This is a genomic window from Streptomyces sp. NPDC048659, assembly GCF_040650575.1.
Taxonomy (GTDB): domain Bacteria; phylum Actinomycetota; class Actinomycetes; order Streptomycetales; family Streptomycetaceae; genus Streptomyces.
In genome coordinates this window covers 105,730-123,339 of record NZ_JBEZHM010000019.1, presented here as the reverse complement: position 1 = coordinate 123,339, position 17,610 = coordinate 105,730, and the positions used below count along the sequence as shown (strand labels likewise).

Below are 17,610 nucleotides of genomic sequence, written 5' to 3'. Positions count from 1 at the left end.
CGGAGGGCCGGACGACCACCGGCCAGATGGTGACCCTCTATCAGGAGCTGCGCAGGCGGGGGGCGTCGAGCTTCACGGAGGCGGCCGGGGCATTACAGAAGGTCTGCAGGGTCACCAGCGTGATCCGCCGGTCCGCGCCCTCGCCCGCCGTCTCGATCCGCACCCGCTGCCCCGGACGCAGCAGCCGCAGCCCGCCCGCCGCGAATGCGTCGCCCCCGAAGTCCACCGGGGTGCCGTCGTCGAGCAGCACACTGCCGCTGCGGGTCTCGGGGTCGTACGTGTACGCGGTCGCCTGCATGGTCCGCAGCCTATCCGGCCGCGCCCACCCAGCGGGCCGCCGTCCGCGGGCCCACGCCCAGCGCCAGCGCCGCCGCCAGATCCTCCCCGGTGTCCACGTCCCGGCGCACGGAATCCACCCCGGCCAGCCTGATTTCCACCGCCCCCGTGGACAAATGCCGCAGGCGCGAAGCGCCCCCGAATGCCGGTTCCAATTCCGTACCCGAGCCCGCCGAGAGGAATGTCGTACCTATTTCGGCGGCATCCGCGAGAAATGCCCGCGGGAATTGTCCGGCCGCCTCCAGGACCCGGCCCAGGTCCCCGGGGCGCAGCGCCGGCAGGTCCGCGTTGAGCGCCGCCACCGGTGCGCCCGGCCGCCGGGCCCGCGCCGCCCGGGCCCCGTGCGCCAGCGCCGCGTTGAGCCCGCCGCCCGGCACGTCGGGCACGATCCGCGCCCCGAGCGCCGCCAGCGCAGCCGAAGCCGCCCGGTCGTCCGTGACGACCACCACATCCCGTACCGCCGCGCAGGCCAGCACGGCCGCCACGGTGTCCTCGGCGAACGCCAGGGCCAGCCGGGGCCGCAGCCGCCCGGCCGCGACCGGGGCCAGTCGGCTCTTGGCGCGCGCCAGCGGCTTCAGGGGGACGACCAGGGACCAGCCGTCGGCGGCGGTATCGCCGGGGCGGCCGGCGGCGGAGTTCCTCATCGGGCCCCATTCTGTCCCGCCCGCGCGAGGGGGCCGAGCCCCGGGGCGTACGGTGTCCTCGACAGACCAGGAGCGGGGAGTGACACTTGACCCCCTGCGAACAAGTCCCGGAGAAAGGTGTCCGAGTGCCCCGCCGCAGAATCGGCTTCTGGTACCGCCTGGCGGCGGTCATCGCCAAACCCCCACTGGTGGTTCTGTTCAAGCGGGACTGGCGAGGGACGGAACACATTCCGGCCGACGGCGGATTCATCACCGCGGTCAACCACAACTCGTACCTGGACCCGCTGTCGTACGCGCACTACCAGTACAACACCGGCCGGGTGCCCCGCTTCCTCGCCAAGGCGGGCCTCTTCAAGGGCTTCGTCGGCACCATGCTCACCGGCACCGGCCAGATCCCGGTCTACCGCGAGACCACCAACGCCCTGGACGCCTTCCGGGCCGCTGTGGCCGCCATCGAGCGCGGCGAGTGCGTCGCCTTCTACCCCGAGGGCACCCTGACCCGCGACCCCGACATGTGGCCGATGGCCGGCAAGACCGGCGCCGCCCGCGTCGCGCTGCTCACCAGGGCGCCGGTCATCCCGGTCGCCCAGTGGGGCGCCAACCTGGCGATGCCGCCGTACGCCAAGGAGCGGAAGTTCCGGCTCTGGCCGCGCAAGACGCTGATCGTGCAGGCCGGTCCGCCGGTCGACCTCTCCCGCTTCCACGACCTCGAACCCACCCCCGAGGTGCTGCGCGAGGCCACCGAGGAGATCATGGCCGCCATCACCCGCCTCCTGGAGGAGGTCCGGGGCGAGCAGGCGCCGGCCGAGCCGTACGACCACCGCAAGGCCCGGCTGGAGCAGCGGCGCAAGGCCGCGGAGAAGGGCGAGAAGTGACCAAGGCAGCCGTCTTCGGCAACGGATCCTGGGGCACGGCCTTCGCCATGGTGCTCGCCGACGCGGGGTGCGAGGTGAGCCTGTGGGGCCGCCGGGCCGCCCTCGCCGAGACCATCAACGCCACCGGGACCAACCCCGACTACCTCCCCGGGGTCGAACTCCCCAAGGGCATCACGGCCACCGCCGACCCGGCCGAGGCCGCCCGCGACGCCGACTTCACGATCCTCGTCGTGCCCTCCCAGACGCTGCGCGAGAACCTGGCCGCCTGGAAGCCGCTGCTCGCCCCGGACACCGTCCTCGTCTCCCTGATGAAGGGCGTCGAACTCGGGACGGCCGAGCGGATGAGCGAGGTCATCCAGGAGGTCGCCGAGGTCCCCGCCGAGCGCGTGGCCGTCCTCACCGGCCCCAACCTGGCCCGCGAGATCGCCGCCCGGCAGCCCGCCGCAGCCGTCGTCGCCTGCGTCGACGAGACGGTCGCCCAGCGGTTCCAGGCGGCCTGCATGACGCCGTACTTCCGCCCGTACACCAACACCGACGTGGTCGGCTGCGAGCTCGGCGGAGCGGTCAAGAACGTCATCGGGCTCGCCGTCGGCATCGCCAACGGCATGGGCCTCGGCGACAACTCCAAGGCCACCCTCATCACCCGGGGACTCGCCGAGACCACCCGCCTCGGCCTCGCCATGGGCGCCGACCCGCTGACCTTCTCCGGCCTCGCGGGCCTCGGCGACCTCGTCGCCACCTGCTCCTCGCCGCTCTCCCGCAACAACACCTTCGGCACCAACCTGGGCCGCGGGATGACGCTGGAGGAGACCATCGCGGCCACCAAGCAGACCGCCGAGGGGGTCAAGTCCTGCGAGTCCGTGCTCGATCTGGCCCGGCGCCACGGCGTCGACATGCCCATCACCGAGACGGTCGTGTCCATCGTCCACGACGGCAAGCCGCCGGTCGTCGCCCTCAAGGAGCTCATGTCCCGCAGCGCCAAGGCGGAACGGCGCTAGTCCGCCCGTCTTGACCCGTACGCGCGCGGGGGCAGCGGGGCGCTCAGCAGTTCGGACGTCGCAAGGTACGCTCAACGCGATATGAGCGAGAACACCCAGAGCCCCCGCAAGCCGCGCGTGGCCGTCGTCTTCGGCGGACGCAGCTCCGAGCACGCCATCTCCGTCGTCACCGCGGGCGCCGTCCTCGGCGCCATCGACCGGGACAAGTACGACGTGCTGCCCATCGGCATCACCACCGACGGGCGCTGGGCGCTGACCGCCGACGCCCCGGAGCGGATGGCCATCGCGGACCGCGCCCTGCCGAACGTGAGCGAGCTCGCCGAGTCCGAGACCGGCGGCGTGGTCCTCTCCGTCGACCCGGCCAGCCGCGAGGTCGTCCACACCGAGCCCGGCGCGGTGCCGAAGGCCCTCGGCGAGGTCGACGTCGTCTTCCCCATGCTGCACGGCCCGTACGGCGAGGACGGCACCCTCCAGGGCCTGCTGGAGCTCTCCGGCGTCCCGTACGTCGGCGCCGGCGTCCTCGCCTCCGCCGTCGGCCAGGACAAGGAGTACATGAAGCGGGTCTTCGTCTCCTTCGGCCTGCCGGTCGGCCCCTACGAGGTCATCCGCCCGCGCGAGTGGGAGCAGAACCCCGCCGCCGCCCGCAAGAAGATCGTCGAGTTCGCCGCCGACCACGGCTGGCCGCTCTTCGTGAAGCCCGCCCGCGGCGGCTCCTCCATGGGCATCACCAAGGTCGACGACCTCTCCGGCCTGGACGAGGCCGTCGAGGAGGCCCGCCGGCACGACCCGAAGATCATCGTCGAGTCGCTGATCCGCGGCCGCGAGATCGAGTGCGGCGTCCTGGAGTTCGAGGACGGCCCGCGCGCCAGCGTGCCCGCGGAGATCCCGCCGGTCACCGACCACGACTTCTACGACTTCGAGGCCAAGTACATCGACTCGGCCTCCGGCATCGTGCCCGCGCCGATCGGCGACGAGGCCACCGCCGAGATCCAGCGCCTGGCGATCGCGGCCTACGAGGCCGTGTCCTGCGAGGGCCTGGTGCGCGCCGACTTCTTCCTCACCGAGGACGGCGGCTTCGTCATCAACGAGATCAACACCATGCCCGGCTTCACGCCCATCTCCATGTACCCGCGCATGTGGCAGGAGAGCGGCGTGAGCTACCCGGAGCTGGTCGACCGGCTCATCCAGGCCGCGCTGAACCGCTCCACGGGCCTGCGCTAGCGGCGCCTCGGGGCCGGCTCCCGGAGCCGGCCCACCGGGCGCGCCCAGGGCCTAGAGGCTCGCGGGCACGGCCTTCTTCACCGGGGCGGCGAGCTCCGCGAGCGGGCCGACGTCGTGCGCGTACCGCTCGTCCAGCGTCACCTCGACGTACGCCTTGCGGTACGTCGTGGTGAAGCGGGGGCCGTCGTCCGCGCGCCGCTCGTAGAGCCAGTTCACGCCGTTCGCGTCGATCCCCTGTGCCTGCGGATCGTTCATCTTTTCGGGCCGGGGGACGCCGCAGCGCAGTACGATCGCCGCATCCCCCCACGCGGCGGTCAGCTCGGAGTCCGGCTCGGTGCCGGAGCGCTCCAGACCCGCCACGGTGCCGGGCAGCTCCTTCGCGAGCGAACGGCAGACGGCGGCCTCGGCCGCCGGCGGACTGGGAACCGGGACCGACGCCTTCGCGTCCGGAGCGGAACAGCCCGCGACGGCCAGCAGCAACAGGGCCGCGGCGGCGGAAGCGGGCAGGCCGAAGGGCCGGTGGGAAGACATCACCGGCCTAGGGTAGACGGGGGCTAGATATGCACGACCGGGCAGGTGAGGGTGCGCGTGATGCCTTCCACTTGCTGGACCTTGGCGACCACCATGCGGCCCAGCGCGTCCACGGTGTCGGCCTCCGCCCGCACGATCACGTCGTACGGACCGGTCACGTCCTCCGCCTGGATCACCCCCGGGATCTTGGCGATGGTCTCGGCGACGGTCGACGCCTTGCCCACCTCGGTCTGAATAAGGATGTACGCCTGTACCACGGAACCTCCAGGGCGGCCACGAGGATCTTGTGGGAGAAAGAGACGCCACGTTACCGCGTCGCCTCGCGTCGCGGGGAGACCTGCGCGCCCCGAGGCACTCGCAGTGTGGCGTACGCACGTAAGAAGTTGACGGTCTACTTGACGGTATCCGGCACGGTGACGGCCCGCGACCCGCAGCGCGAGGAGCTGCGGAGCGGCGCGGCGGCCGGCACGACGACACGAGGTGAGACGCGGTGAAGGGCACAGTCGGAGAACTGGGCGAGTTCGGGCTCATCAAGGAGCTCACCTCCCGGCTCACCGCCACCCCGGCGGTACGGATCGGACCCGGCGACGACGCCGCGGTCGTCTCCGCCCCCGACCGGCGGGTGGTGGCCAGCACGGACATCCTGCTCGAAGGGCGCCACTTCCGCCGCGACTGGTCGACGGCGTACGACGTGGGCCGCAAGGCCGCGGCCCAGAACCTCGCCGACATCGCCGCCATGGGCGCCGTGCCCACCGCGCTGCTCCTCGGCCTGGTCGTCCCCGCCGAACTCCCCGTCACCTGGCCCACCGAGCTCATGGACGGCCTGCGCGACGAGTGCCAGGTGGCCGGGGCGGCCGTCGTCGGCGGCGACGTGGTCCGCGGCGACACGATCATGGTCTCCATCACCGCCCTCGGCGACCTGCGCAACCAGGACCCGGTGACCCGGGGCGGCGCCCAGCCCGGCGACGTCGTCGCCTACACCGGCTGGCTCGGCTGGTCCGCCGCCGGTTACGCGGTGCTCTCCCGGGGCTTCCGCTCCCCGCGCGCCTTCGTCGAGGCGCACCGCCGCCCCGAGCCCCCGTACCACGCGGGCCCCGCGGCGGCCGGGCTCGGCGCCACCGCCATGTGCGACGTCAGCGACGGCCTGATCGCCGACCTCGGGCACATCGCGGAGGCCAGCAAGGTCCGCATCGACCTGCGCTCCGGCCTCATCGACATTCCCACCCAGATGAACGACATCGGCCAGGCCGTCGGGGTGGACCCGCTCCAGTGGGTGCTCACCGGCGGCGAGGACCACGCCATCGTCGCCACCTTCCCGCCGGACGTGAAGCTGCCCGCCCGCTGGAAGGTCATCGGCGAGGTCCTCAACCCCTCGGCGCTGCCCCAGGTGACCGTCGACGGCGCCCCCTGGCACAGCGTGGGCGGCTGGGACCACTTCGGGGAGACCGAGTGACCTCCCGGCCCCCGCTGGTGCTCACCGTCGCCGGATCCGACTCCGGCGGCGGCGCGGGCATCCAGGCCGACCTCAAGACGATGCTGGCGCTCGGCACCCACGGCATGAGCGTGCTCACCGCCGTCACCGCGCAGAACTCGGTGGGCGTCCAGGGCGCCTGGGAGCTCCCCGAGGAGGCCGTGCGGGCGCAGTTCCGGTCCGTGGCGGACGACATCGGCGTCCAGGCCGTGAAGACCGGGATGCTCGCCTCCGCCGCGCTGGTGGAGACCGTCGCCGACCTGCTCGCCCCGGTCGGCGTGCCCGTGGTCGTCGACCCTGTCGGCGTCTCCAAGCACGGCGACCCGCTGCTCGCCGCCTCCGCGCTCGACTCCGTCCGTACGAGACTGCTGCCGGCCGCGACCGTCGCCACCCCCAACCTGGACGAGGTGGCGCAGCTCACGGGCCTGGTCGTCGAGGACGAGGCGGGGATGCGGCGGGCGGCCGACGCGATCCTGGCGTACGGGCCGCGCTGGGCGCTGATCAAGGGCGGCCACCTGCCCTCCGGCGAGCAGGCCGTGGACCTGCTCACGGACGGCGCCGAGGAGCACTGGCTGCGCGCCCCGCGCCACGACAACCGGCACACCCACGGCACCGGCTGCACGCTCGCCTCGGCGGTCGCCGCGGGGCTCGCCAAGGGGCTGGCCGTGCCGGCGGCGGTGCGGGCGGCCAAGGAGTACGTGACGGGGGCGATCGCCGCCGGTTTCGCGCTGGGCGCGGGCATCGGCCCGGTCGACCACGGCTGGCGCTTCCGGGGCTGAGGGCGGAGGGCGCACGGGCGGCCGGGGCCGAGGGCCCACGGGCGCCCGAGGGCCGTTCCCGGGCATGGCAAAAGGCCGGTTCACCTAGGTGAACCGGCCTTTCAAGGCAACCGCAGGGGCTGCGCTACGACGTGACGTCGGCGGGATGACCCCCGCTGACGCGGGGAGCATCTCTTAGCGCGAGACCTTGCCGGCCTTGATGCACGAGGTGCAGACATTGAGCCGCTTCGGCGTCCGACCGACCACGGCACGCACACGCTGGATGTTCGGGTTCCAGCGACGAGACGTACGGCGGTGCGAGTGCGAAATGTTGTTGCCGAAGCCCGGCCCCTTGCCGCAGACGTCGCAGTTGGCAGCCACGGGTCACTCCAAAGACTTCAGATTTACAGTGAAACCGGCGCACCGGAATCAGGTATCTGAAGTGGCTTGCCGGGGGAATGGCCCGACGTGTGTCGGGCAACCGAAGCAGCATACAACGACTGCTTCGGTGGAACGAAACTACCACGGTCTCCGCGGCCCCCGCCCCGGGTCAGGGGCGATCACCGGTCTACCCTGCGGTGAACCGAACGCAGCGCACAGGAGGACCACCCGTTGCCGCGAGCTCCGCAGACCCTCGACGCCGAAGCGGTCCGATCCTGGTGCGCGGGGGCGCTGAAGGCCCTCGGCCGGGAGCGCGAGGAGATCGACGCCATCAACGTCTATCCCGTCGCGGACGGCGACACCGGCACCAACCTGTACCTCACCGTGGAGTCCGCCGCGCGGTCCGTGGAGGAGGCGTTCGACACCGCCGCCGGGCGGCCCGATGTGGCCGAGGTCATACGGGCCATGGCGCACGGCGCGCTGCTCGGCGCCCGCGGCAACTCCGGCACGATCCTGTCCCAGCTGCTGCGCGGCATGGCCGCCGTCCTCGCCGACGGGAGCGACGGCGACCACCTCGCCCGCGCGCTCGCCGAGGCCGCCGACGCGGCCCGCGACGCCGTCGCCCACCCCGTCGAGGGCACCGTCCTGACCGTCGCCCGTGCCGCCGCCGACGCCTGCGCGGGGGGCGGGGAGCTCGTGACGGTGGCCACGACGGCGTACGAGGGGGCCAGGAGCGCCCTGGAGCGGACCCCCGGACAACTGGACGTGCTGCGCCGCGCGGGCGTCGTGGACGCCGGGGGACGCGGCCTGGTCGCCGTCCTCGGCGCGCTGGTCCGGAGCCTCACCGGGGAGGCCCCCGAGCCGCCCGCCGCCCCCGCCCACCGGCCGGTCCTCGACGCCCTCCTCGACGCGGGCTGCGAGGCCGCCGACGGGCCCGGCTACGAGGTGCTCTACCTCCTGGAGGCCGAGGACGACGCCGTGGAGCGGCTGCGGACCCGGCTGGACGCGCTGGGGGAGTCCCTCGTCGTGGTCGGCGGCGACGGGCTGTGGAACGTGCACGTCCACGTCGACGACGCGGGCGCGGCCGTCGAGGCGGGTGTGGAGGCGGGCCGCCCGCACCGGATCCGGATCACCCACTTCGCCGCCGCCGGGCAGTCGCGCGAGCCCGCCCAGCGGGCCGTCGTCGCGGTCCTGCCCGGCGAGGGCCTGGCCGGGCTCTGCGCCGAGGCCGGGGCCACCACCCTGCTCGCCCTGCCGGGCGCCCCGCCGTCCGCCGAGGAGCTCGCCGAGGCGATCCGGCGCGCCCACGCGCGCGAGGTCGTCCTGCTGCCCAACGACACCGAGCTGCGCCAGGCCGCCGCCGCGGCCGCCGAACGCGCCCGCGCGGAGGGCATCCGGGTCGCCCTCATCCCGACCCGCGCCGCCGTCCAGGGCATCGCCGCCCTCGCCGTGCACGAGCCGGACCGGCGCTTCGACGAGGACGTCGTCGCCATGAGCGCGGCGGCGGGCGCGACCCGCTACGCCGAACTCGCCGTCGCCGAACACCAGTCCTTCACCTCGGCCGGCGTCTGCCAGGCCGGCGACGTCCTGGGCCTGATCGAGGGCGACGTCGCCGTCATCGGCCAGGACCTCACGACGACGGCCCGCACCGTCCTCGACAGGATGCTGTCGGCCGGCGGCGAACTCGTCACCCTGGTCGTCGCCGCCGACACGCCCCCGGACCTGGCCCGCACCCTGGAACGGCACGTCCGGGCCACCCACCTGGCCGTGGACACGACCGTCTACGAGGCGGGCGCGGGGGCGCCGGCGCTGCTCATCGGGGTGGAGTAGGCGCCCCGCGCGGGGCGTTCCCGCCGACGGCGTACGGGCGGTCTCGGTACGCGGCGGGGGCGCCGGTCTCGCAGGGCGCGCCGGTCCCGGCCCGCGCCCGCCCCCGACTGCCCACCTGCCTGCCCGCCTCAGCCCGGCGGCTCGCTCGCGCGCGCGAGCAGGGTGGCCGCCTCCTCCCGGTGGTCCGCCGAGGCCGTGGCCAGGACCGCGCGGGCCAGGGCCGCCGCCGGGACCGGCTCGCCCAGGTCCAGGTGGATCCAGCCGGTCAGCAGGTCCGTGGAGAGCCGGGCCCCCGTCCTGCCCGCTCCCGCGTAACCTGTCGCGGCCCGCTCCGCGTACGCGAGGGCCTCCCGCAGCCGCTCGGGGTCTCCCGCGCGGGCGAGCAGTTCGGCGGTCTGGCGGTGCGTGTCGGCCAGCCCCTCCGGGTCGTCGGCGCACGCCTCGGCCGCCGTCGCCATCAGGGCCCGGCCCCGCTCGTCCGGGCCCGCGATCCAGGCCCGGATCCGCAGCGTGCGGACATGGGCGGGGATGTCGCCGAGGGCCAGCCACAGTTCCCCGGCCCGCTCGAACGCGGCCTCCGCCGGCTGCTCCAGCTCCGCGCGCAGCAGGGCCTGCGCGGCCAGGTTCGCGAGCATCGCGTGGTCGTGCTGCTCCGGCCACGCCGCCGCCAGCTCCGCCGCCCGCAGCCACTGCTCGGCCGCCGAACGGTGCTCCGCCAGGCCCGACAGGCAGTCGCCGAGCCACCACAGCGTCTGGACGACCGTCCCGTCCCCGTGCTCCTCCGCGGACAGGTCCGGCAGCACCGCCTCCAGGATCACCGCCGCCTCCTCGCGCCGGCCCTCGCGCAACAGCCAGCCGCCGAGCAGATGGCGCGCGTACGCCCCGAGCCCGCGGCCCTCGCCCGCCTCGTCCGCCCAGTGCGCCGCCTCCAGGCCCTGCTCGGCCGCCTCGCCGAACCGGCCCGCCGCCGCCAGCACCTCCGCGAGCCGCAGCCGCAGCCGCGCCTGCCAGGCGGGGCTCGCGTCACCGGCGCCGTGCGCCAGGGCCGCCCGCGCCGCCCGCTCGGCCGTCACGAGGTCCCCGCCCCGCTGCGCCAGCGCCGCCAGCCGGGCCTCGGGCTCCACCGCGTACCAGGGCAGCCCGGCCTCGTGGAACAACCGGGCCGACCGCTCGTACCGCTCGGCCGCCCCCTCGTCGTCACCGTCCCGCGCGGCCGCGTCCCCGAGCAGCCACTCGGCCTCGGCGAGGCGGTCGGCGATGTCGGGGGCGCCCGACGGGCTCTCGTCCGGCGCGTCCGCCGGGGCCGTGCGGGGAGTGCCGTGCGGGGTGTGGGCGGGGGCGCCCGAAGGCCCTCCGGCCAGCGCGTCTGCCGGGCCTGTGCCGTGCGTGCCGCGCGGGGTGTCGGCGGGTGCTCTCGCCGGAGCCTCGTCCCGCGCGTCCGCCGGATCGCGGTCGAGCGTGCCCGACGGCCTCCCGTCCTGTGCGTCCGCCGGGCCCGTGCCGTGAGTGCCGTGCGGGGTGTGGGCGGGCGCACCCGCCGGACTCTCGTCCCGGGCGTCCGGATCGTGGTTGAGCGTGCCCGCCGACCCGTCGTCCTGGGGGCCGGCCGGGTCGCCGTCCCCCGTGGCCGCCTCCCGCGCGCCCGCCGGACTGTCGTCGGGCCCTGACGGCTCGCCGCCGCGCGTGTCCGCCGGCCCGCCGCCCCGCGCCCCCGCCGGGCCCGTGCCGTGCATGCCGTGCGGGGTGTCGGCGGGCGTTCCCGCCCGAGCCTCGTCCCGCGCCCCCGTCGAGCCCGTGCCGTGCATGCCGTGCGGGGTGTCGGCGGGCGTTCCCGCCCGAGCCTCGTCCCGCGCGTCCGCCGGATCGCGGTCGAGCGTGCCCGCCGGCCCCCCGTCCCGCGCCCCCGCCGGACCCGCGCCGTGCGTGCCGCCCAGGGCGTCCCCGGGCGCCCCCTCCGCACCCTCCCCCCGCCCGTCCCGCCCGAACGCCAGGACCTCCTCCGCCGCCTCCGCCGTCCCCAGCAGCCGGGCCCGCAGGAGCAGCGCGCCCGTCAGTCGCCGGGCCTCCGCGTCGCCCGACACCGCGTGCAGTGCGCGGAGCCGGGCGATCGGCTCCGCGCAGGCGTCCGGGTCGCCCAGGGCGTACGCGGCGCGGGCCCGTGCGGCCCACGCTTCGCCGGGCTCGCCCGCCGCCTCGTACGCCTCGGCCGCCGCGCGGAACAGCGCCGCCGTCTCGGCCGGGTCGCCGGGGTGGGCCATCGCGCGGTGGTCGGCCAGCTCGGCAGCGCCCTTCGCGTCGGGTGTCAGCCGGCCCTCCGCCACCGCCCGGTCCGCCGCCGCCCACGCCGCCGCGGCCTCCGGGCGCCGCTCGGCCGTCAGCCGCCGGGCCTCGGCCAGCGGATCCCGCGCCTCCGGTGGGGCGGGCGGCACCGGGGCGGGCCGCCCGGCCGCCCGGACGCCCAGCGGCAGCCGCCCCAGCAGCGGCCGCGCCGCCATCCGCTCCCGTACCAGCGTGCTCACCCGGTCCGAGCCGTTGCGCGCGTCGAAGCGCGCGGCCAGCGCCTCCGCGCCGTCCCGCGCGTGCCGCGCCAGCGCCGCCGCCGTCCAGCCGTCCGCGGGCTCCGCGTCCGCCGGCCCCGGCACCTGCTGCCCGCCCAGCCCGAGCGCGACCAGCCGGTCCATCAGCAGCGCCGTCACGGCCAGGAAGTCCAGCTCGCTGTCCGGGTCGCCGTGGTCCGTCAGATACGCCGGGCGCTCCGCCAGCAGCTCCAGCGCCCGCGCCTCGTTCCCGGTCAGCGCGCAGAACTCGATGTGCAGCGCCATCGCGCCGCGCATGCTCTCCATCGGCCGCACCAGCCGGTGCCCGCGCAGGTGGTTCGCCCGCGCCCGCTCCGCCCGCCCCAGCCGCAGCAGCGGCAGCAGCGAGGAGGCGAGCACCGCGTGCGGCTCGTGGGCGCAGGAGTGCTCGCCCTCCAGGACCGGCGCCCAGGCCGCCAGCGCCGCCTCGTCGTCGCCGAGCTCGGCCTGCCACAGCCCCTGCCCGTGCAGCTCGCAGGCGTGGCAGTCGGCCATGTCGTCGCGCTCCGCCGCCAGCCAGGCCGCGTACGCGCGCCCGGCCCGGTCCAGGTCGCCGATGTGCCGCGCCACCCGGAACTCGCCCTGCCGCACGGCCCGTTCGGAGTGCCCGGCGAGCCGGTAGCGGTGCTCCATCTCGCCCAGCCACTTCTCGATCGAGGCGAGCGGGATGTGCGGCTGGTCCAGCATCCCGCTGGAGACCCACTTGAAGACCCAGTGCAGCGCGTACGTCTCGTAGGCGTCGAAGTCGCCCGGATTCCGGTCCCACATCGCCAGCAGCCGGGAGAAGGGCACGAACATCTTCGCCTTCTCCGAGCTGTAGTTGTACACCTGCAACTGGTGCCCGAGCGCCTCGATCACCGCGAGCGGCTCGCCGATCCGCTCCGCGTCCGCCAGCAGCCGCTCCGCGCGCGCGTTGCGCTCCGCGCCCTCGGGCCGGGTGTGGTTGTCCCGCATGGCCTCGCGCAGGGCCTGGAACTCCGGACTCGTCATGCCCCGGTCCCCCCGTCCGCGCCGTGCCCGGTGCCCCATTCGAGGAGGCCGAGGAAGGTGCGGTTGAGGAGGGCGTTGTCGGCGGGGCGGAGGGGGCGTTGGGCCATGAGGAGGGCTTGTCCGTAGAGGGCTTCGACGGCCGTCGTCGTCAGCCGCGGGTCGTCCAGGGCGGCGATGCGGCGGACGAGGGGGCTGTGGTGGTTGAGGACGAGGCGGGCGCGGGGCGCGCTGCCGCGCAGGGAGCCGAGGATGCCGGCCCACAGGGCGTCGGCCTGCTCCTCGGCCTCCGCGCGGGCCTGCTCGTGCCGGGCCGATCGGTCGTCCAGGTGCAGGGCGGGGACCGTCACCGGGTGGAAGGACCGCAGCGACACGTCGCAGCCCAGCGCGTCCAGCGTCGCCCGCGCCACCGTCAGGAAGCCCGTTAGGGCCAGCTCCCGCGCGGGATCGACCGCGTCCAGGTGCGCCGTCACGGTGTCCGCGTCGAGCTCGGCCACCACCGTCCCCGGCCGCACCCCGGGCAGCCGCTCGACCAGCTCGGAGTCGTAGGTGTAGCCGCCGTTGACGACGCCGATGCCCTGGGCGGCGGCGATGGCGGCGACCTGGCGGAACTCCTCGACGGTGCGGGTGAAGTGGACGACGGGGTGGCGGCGGGCGAAGGCGTCGAGGGAGAGCTGGCCGTCGGTCGTCTCGAAGGGCAGCCAGGGCAGCATCGCGGCCAGGATCCCGTCGTCGTGCCGGGCCAGCGACTTCACCCCCAGGTGGTGCACGGCCAGGAACTGCCCGAGCCGCTCCGGCGCCCCGGCGGCCAGCCCGGTCAGCCAGTCGCGGATCGCGTCGCCGAGCGCGTCCCGTACGCCCGCCAGGGCCTCGTCCTCGTAGAGGGCCTCGCGGGAGGCGGTGGGGCGGAGGGTGTCGGTGTCCAGGACGCAGCGCACGAAGAACGCCCAGTCGGGCAGCAGCCCGTCGGCCTTCTCGGTGAGCAGCATCCCCTTCAGGTGCACCCGGTGCCCGGCCCGCTGCGCCGGACTCACCGCCGACGGCAGCACGTACGCCACTCCCCGTACGCCCGCCAGCGGGAGGTCCAGGTCGATGACGTCCAGCGGCGCGAACCCGAACAGGCCCTCACAGTGTGCGGCGAGTGCGGTGCGGCGGGTGGTGGGGGTGGGGTGGGTGCGGTTCCAGGGGGCGGGGTGGTCGGTGACGGGGTGGTTGTCGACGTGGATGGGGTGGGGGAGGAGGGAGGCGTAGTGGCGGGCGAGGGTGAGGACGCGGTCGTGGGTGAGCCAGTCGGTGGTGCCGGGGCGGGCGGTGAGGTGGACGGTGGTGCCGGGTTCGGGGTGGGTGTCGTCCGGGAGTGTGGTGACGGTGTAGGAGCCGTCGTCGTGGGCGTGCCATTCGACGGGGGGTGCGTGGGGGGTGCGGGCGGAGCGGGAGGTGACGCGGATGTCGGCGGCGACGACGAAGCAGGCGAGGAGTCCGATGCCGAACTGGCCGAGGAATTCGGTGCGGGCGGTTTCGAGTCCGTGGGTGGTGTCGCGTTTGGAGCTGTTGCCGATGGTGGCGAGGAGGCTGTGGACGTCGTGTTCGGTGAGGCCGATGCCGGTGTCGGTGACGCGCAGGGTGGTGGTGCCGGTGGCGGGGTCGGTGTGGGTGTCGATGCGGACGCGGGCGGGGGCGTCGGGGTCCAGGGCGTGGCGGGCGGTGAGCGCGTCCACGGCGTTCTGGAGGAGCTCGCGGAGGTAGACCCGGGGGCTGGAGTACAGGTGGTGGGAGAGCAGGTCCACCAGGCCACGCAGATCGACCTGGAACGTGTGCGGTGTCTGGTCAGCAGTCATCGTCGCTGCGCCGGTGGGGGGACGGGCGACGGCGCGGGTCGGGCGATCCCGGCGTCCGGTGATCGCGGGGGAGGAGCGGAAGAGCGGCCATCCTAGGCGCGCCGGAGCCGACGTGACCAACGGGTTTGCGCGGCCTGTGCGACGACTGTCGGTGCCGTGGTGTGCAATGGACCGCGTGCTTGTGTCCGACGAACCACCGCAGCAGCCGTCCGGAGCCGCCGCCCGACCGCAGAAGGAGGAGCCGTGCGGCTCGAAGACCCGCTGAAGACCCTGCTCGGCGCCGCCACCGCCAAGGTGATGGCCGAGCACATGGACCTGCGCACGGTGGGCGACCTGCTCCACCACTACCCCCGGAAGTACGCCGAGCGCGGCGAGCTCACCGCGCTCTCCGACCTGCCGCTCGACGAGCACGTCACCGTGGTCGCCCAGGTCGCCGACGCCCGCGTGCACACCTTCAACAAGGGCGGCCGCGGCAAGGGCCAGCGCCTGGAGGTCACCATCACCGACGGCAGCGGCCGGATGCAGCTGGTCTTCTTCGGCCGCACGGTGCACTTCCACCAGAAGGAGCTGCTGCCCGGCCGGCGCGCCATGTTCGCCGGCAAGGTCGGCCTCTTCAACCGCAGGCTCCAGCTCGCCCACCCCGAGTACAAGCTGCTCGACGCCGAGAGCGGCACCGACACCGTCAAGGCGTTCGCGAGCGAGCTGCTGCCGCTCTACCCGGCCTGCAAGCAGCTGGAGTCCTGGACCATCGAGCAGTCCGTGGCCATCGCCCTGGACTCCATGGCCGCCACCGGCTGGTCCGGCCTCGCCGACCCGCTGCCGCCCGCCCTGCGCGAGGGCCGCGGCCTCACCGACCTCGCCGACGCCCTCGTCAAGGTCCACCGCCCGCGCACCAAGGCCGACATCGCCGACGCCCGCGACCGCCTCAAGTGGGACGAGGCGTTCGTCCTCCAGGTCGCCCTCGCCCGCCGCCGCCACGCCGACACCCAGCTCCCGGCCGTCCCCCGCCGCCCGGCCCCCGGCGGCCTGCTCGACGCGTTCGACGCGAAGCTCCCCTTCACCCTCACCGAGGGCCAGCGGAAGGTCTCCCGGGAGATCTTCGACGACCTCGCCACCGACCACCCCATGCACCGGCTCCTCCAGGGAGAGGTCGGCTCGGGCAAGACCATGGTCGCCCTCCGCGCCATGCTCGCCGTCGTCGACGCCGGGGGACAGGCCGCGATGCTCGCGCCCACCGAGGTGCTCGCCCAGCAGCACCACCGGTCGGTCACCGAGATGATGGGCGAGCTCGCCGAGGGCGGGATGCTCGGCGGGGCCGAGCACGCCACCAAGGTCGTGCTGCTCACCGGGTCGATGGGCGCCGCCGGACGGCGGCAGGCACTCCTCGACCTGATCACCGGCGAGGCCGGGATCGTCATCGGCACCCACGCCCTCATCGAGGACAAGGTGCGCTTCGACGACCTGGGCCTCGTCGTCGTCGACGAGCAGCACCGCTTCGGCGTCGAGCAGCGCGACGCCCTGCGCGGCAAGGGCAAGCAGCCCCCGCACCTTCTGGTGATGACGGCCACGCCGATCCCCCGGACGGTCGCCATGACCGTCTTCGGCGACCTGGAGACCTCCGTCCTCGACCAGCTGCCCGCCGGGCGCTCCCCGATCGCCAGCCATGTCGTCCCCGCCGCCGACAAGCCGCACTTCCTCGCCCGCGCCTGGGAGCGGGTCCGCGAGGAGGTCGAGGGCGGCCACCAGGCGTACGTGGTGTGCCCCAGGATCGGCGACGAGGAGGACCAGAAGGGGAAGGGCAAAGGCAAGGCGAGCCCCGAGGACGAGGCCGAGAAGCGCCCGCCGCTCGCCGTCCTGGAGGTCGCCGAGCAGCTGCGCGCCGGACCGCTCGCCGGGCTCCGCGTCGAGGTGCTGCACGGCAGGATGCACCCCGACGACAAGGACGACGTCATGCGCCGCTTCGCCGCCGCCGAGGTGGACGTGCTGGTCGCCACCACCGTCATCGAGGTCGGCGTGAACGTGCCGAACGCCACCGCGATGGTGATCATGGACGCCGACCGCTTCGGCGTCTCCCAGCTCCACCAGCTCCGCGGCCGGGTCGGCCGTGGCTCCGCCGCCGGCCTGTGCCTGCTGGTCACCGAGATGCCCGAGGCCAGCCCCGCCCGCCAGCGCCTCGGCGCCGTCGCCGCCACCCTCGACGGCTTCGAGCTCTCCCGTATCGACCTCGAACAGCGCCGTGAGGGCGACGTCCTCGGCCAGGCCCAGTCCGGGGTGCGCTCCTCGCTGCGGATGCTCACCGTCATCGACGACGAGGAGGTCATCGCCGCCGCCCGCGAGGAGGCCACCGCCCTCGTCCTCGCCGACCCCGACCTCACCGCCCACCCCGAGCTCCGCACCGCCCTCGACGCGCTGCTCGACAAGGACCGCGAGGAGTACCTGGAGAAGGGCTGAGCGGCGTGCGGCCCGTCCGGCGCCTCCCGGCGGGTCCGGCCCGCCCGCGCATCCCGTGGCGGCCATAAGCTGGTGCGTACAGCATCAGCTTATGGATGACGAGGAACGCAGATGACCCGCGTGATCGCCGGCAGCGCCGGCGGACGCCGACTCGCCGTGCCCCCGGGCAACGGCACCCGCCCCACCTCCGACCGGGCGCGGGAGGGCCTCTTCTCCACCTGGGAGTCGTTCCACGGCATCGAGGGGGCGCGCGTCGCCGACCTGTACGCGGGCTCCGGCGCCGTCGGCCTCGAAGCGCTCTCCCGGGGCGCCTCGCACGCCCTGCTGGTCGAGGCCGACCCGCGCGCCGCCCGGACCGTCCGCGAGAACATCGCCTCGCTCGGGCTGCCCGGCGCCGAGCTGCGCGCCGGCAAGACCGAGCAGATCGCGGCGGGCCCGGCCCCCGCCGAGCCGTACGACCTGGTCTTCCTCGACCCCCCGTACGCGGTCGAGGACACGGAACTCCGGGAGATCCTGCTCACACTCCGCTCGGGGGGCTGGATCGCCGACGAGGCGCTCGTCACCGTGGAGCGCAGCACCCGGGGCGGCGAATTCGGCTGGCCGGACGGCTTCGCACCGCTGCGGGCCCGTCGCTACGGCGAGGGAACGTTTTGGTACGGTCGCGCCGCCTCTACGTGCGAAGACGCACGATGACCGGACCGGAGAGCGAGGGA

Annotated in this window: 15 protein-coding genes and 1 pseudogene; 9 read left to right on the top strand and 7 right to left on the bottom strand. The window is 74.8% G+C overall.

Annotated elements, in window-relative coordinates:
* Positions 1 to 97 precede the first annotated feature (97 nt).
* Positions 98 to 298 (bottom strand): annotated as a pseudogene (locus AB0C99_RS17465) (hypothetical protein); the annotation flags it as partial.
* Between the two features lie 10 nt (positions 299 to 308).
* Complete coding sequence (cofC, locus tag AB0C99_RS17460; protein WP_362475710.1) at positions 309 to 980, bottom strand: 2-phospho-L-lactate guanylyltransferase; 672 nt, start codon at positions 978 to 980, stop codon at positions 309 to 311.
* Between the two features lie 125 nt (positions 981 to 1,105).
* Here cofC and AB0C99_RS17455 point away from each other — a divergent pair, with 125 nt between their 5' ends.
* The 3 genes from AB0C99_RS17455 (at position 1,106) to AB0C99_RS17445 (ending at position 4,074) form a co-directional block, all read left to right on the top strand.
* Positions 1,106 to 1,855, top strand: a complete 750-nt coding sequence (locus AB0C99_RS17455; RefSeq protein WP_362475708.1) for a lysophospholipid acyltransferase family protein — start codon at positions 1,106 to 1,108, stop codon at positions 1,853 to 1,855.
* Positions 1,852 to 2,853, top strand: coding sequence for an NAD(P)H-dependent glycerol-3-phosphate dehydrogenase (locus AB0C99_RS17450; protein WP_362475706.1), 1,002 nt, complete (start codon positions 1,852 to 1,854; stop codon positions 2,851 to 2,853). The genes AB0C99_RS17455 and AB0C99_RS17450 overlap by 4 nt, the downstream gene beginning before the upstream one ends.
* Before the next feature lie 81 nt (positions 2,854 to 2,934).
* Positions 2,935 to 4,074, top strand: a complete 1,140-nt coding sequence (locus AB0C99_RS17445) for a D-alanine--D-alanine ligase family protein (protein ID WP_362475704.1) — start codon at positions 2,935 to 2,937, stop codon at positions 4,072 to 4,074.
* A 51-nt stretch (positions 4,075 to 4,125) separates the two neighbouring features.
* On the opposite strand, the gene AB0C99_RS17440 is transcribed toward AB0C99_RS17445, so the two are convergent.
* Complete coding sequence (locus tag AB0C99_RS17440; RefSeq protein WP_362475726.1) at positions 4,126 to 4,605, bottom strand: DUF3515 domain-containing protein; 480 nt, start codon at positions 4,603 to 4,605, stop codon at positions 4,126 to 4,128.
* Between the two features lie 23 nt (positions 4,606 to 4,628).
* Positions 4,629 to 4,862 carry an Lrp/AsnC ligand binding domain-containing protein gene (locus tag AB0C99_RS17435; RefSeq protein WP_046905450.1) on the bottom strand — a complete coding sequence of 78 codons (234 nt, stop codon included), beginning with the start codon at positions 4,860 to 4,862 and terminating at the stop codon, positions 4,629 to 4,631.
* Positions 4,863 to 4,967: 105 nt separating this feature from the next.
* Between AB0C99_RS17435 and AB0C99_RS17430 the strand changes: the two genes are divergently transcribed.
* Genes AB0C99_RS17430 through thiD form a run of 3 tightly spaced genes read left to right on the top strand, consistent with a single transcriptional unit; the run spans position 4,968 to position 6,855 of the window.
* On the top strand, positions 4,968 to 5,099 hold the full coding sequence (locus tag AB0C99_RS17430) for a hypothetical protein (protein ID WP_362475702.1): 132 nt from the start codon (positions 4,968 to 4,970) through the stop codon (positions 5,097 to 5,099).
* Positions 5,096 to 6,058, top strand: a complete 963-nt coding sequence (locus tag AB0C99_RS17425; RefSeq protein ID WP_362475700.1) for a thiamine-phosphate kinase — start codon at positions 5,096 to 5,098, stop codon at positions 6,056 to 6,058. Before AB0C99_RS17430 ends, AB0C99_RS17425 begins: the two co-directional genes overlap by 4 nt.
* The gene (gene thiD / locus AB0C99_RS17420) at positions 6,055 to 6,855 is read left to right on the top strand and encodes a bifunctional hydroxymethylpyrimidine kinase/phosphomethylpyrimidine kinase (protein ID WP_362475698.1); all 801 of its coding nucleotides are present in this window, start codon (positions 6,055 to 6,057) and stop codon (positions 6,853 to 6,855) included. Before AB0C99_RS17425 ends, thiD begins: the two co-directional genes overlap by 4 nt.
* A 174-nt stretch (positions 6,856 to 7,029) precedes the next feature.
* Here the strand turns inward: thiD and rpmB are convergent, their stop codons facing one another.
* On the bottom strand, positions 7,030 to 7,215 hold the full coding sequence (gene rpmB / locus AB0C99_RS17415) for a 50S ribosomal protein L28 (protein WP_003957616.1): 186 nt from the start codon (positions 7,213 to 7,215) through the stop codon (positions 7,030 to 7,032).
* Positions 7,216 to 7,446: 231 nt separating this feature from the next.
* Between rpmB and AB0C99_RS17410 the strand changes: the two genes are divergently transcribed.
* The gene (locus AB0C99_RS17410) at positions 7,447 to 9,045 is read left to right on the top strand and encodes a DAK2 domain-containing protein (protein ID WP_362475696.1); all 1,599 of its coding nucleotides are present in this window, start codon (positions 7,447 to 7,449) and stop codon (positions 9,043 to 9,045) included.
* Between the two features lie 128 nt (positions 9,046 to 9,173).
* On the opposite strand, the gene AB0C99_RS17405 is transcribed toward AB0C99_RS17410, so the two are convergent.
* Both AB0C99_RS17405 and AB0C99_RS17400 read right to left on the bottom strand, forming a co-directional pair.
* Complete coding sequence (locus AB0C99_RS17405) at positions 9,174 to 12,611, bottom strand: tetratricopeptide repeat protein (protein WP_362475694.1); 3,438 nt, start codon at positions 12,609 to 12,611, stop codon at positions 9,174 to 9,176.
* Positions 12,608 to 14,446, bottom strand: coding sequence for an HSP90 family protein (locus AB0C99_RS17400; RefSeq protein WP_362475692.1), 1,839 nt, complete (start codon positions 14,444 to 14,446; stop codon positions 12,608 to 12,610). Before AB0C99_RS17400 ends, AB0C99_RS17405 begins: the two co-directional genes overlap by 4 nt.
* Positions 14,447 to 14,689: 243 nt before the next feature.
* Between AB0C99_RS17400 and recG the strand changes: the two genes are divergently transcribed.
* Together recG and rsmD are read left to right on the top strand one after the other, a co-directional pair.
* Entirely contained in the window at positions 14,690 to 16,897 is a 2,208-nt protein-coding gene (gene recG / locus AB0C99_RS17395) for an ATP-dependent DNA helicase RecG (protein WP_362475690.1), read from the top strand.
* Between the two features lie 111 nt (positions 16,898 to 17,008).
* The gene (rsmD, locus tag AB0C99_RS17390; RefSeq protein ID WP_362475688.1) at positions 17,009 to 17,590 is read left to right on the top strand and encodes a 16S rRNA (guanine(966)-N(2))-methyltransferase RsmD; all 582 of its coding nucleotides are present in this window, start codon (positions 17,009 to 17,011) and stop codon (positions 17,588 to 17,590) included.
* Positions 17,591 to 17,610 lie beyond the last annotated feature (20 nt).

What these genes read in the sequence shown, in the direction of transcription:
- cofC (WP_362475710.1), bottom strand. Translation starts at nt 980, where the DNA reads ATGAGGAACTCCGCCGCCGGCCGCCCCGGCGATACCGCCGCCGACGGC.
- AB0C99_RS17445 (WP_362475704.1), top strand. Translation starts at nt 2,935, where the DNA reads ATGAGCGAGAACACCCAGAGCCCCCGCAAGCCGCGCGTGGCCGTCGTC.
- AB0C99_RS17440 (WP_362475726.1), bottom strand. Translation starts at nt 4,605, where the DNA reads ATGTCTTCCCACCGGCCCTTCGGCCTGCCCGCTTCCGCCGCCGCGGCC.
- AB0C99_RS17405 (WP_362475694.1), bottom strand. Translation starts at nt 12,611, where the DNA reads ATGACGAGTCCGGAGTTCCAGGCCCTGCGCGAGGCCATGCGGGACAAC.
- AB0C99_RS17400 (WP_362475692.1), bottom strand. Translation starts at nt 14,446, where the DNA reads ATGACTGCTGACCAGACACCGCACACGTTCCAGGTCGATCTGCGTGGC.
- rsmD (WP_362475688.1), top strand. Translation starts at nt 17,009, where the DNA reads ATGACCCGCGTGATCGCCGGCAGCGCCGGCGGACGCCGACTCGCCGTG.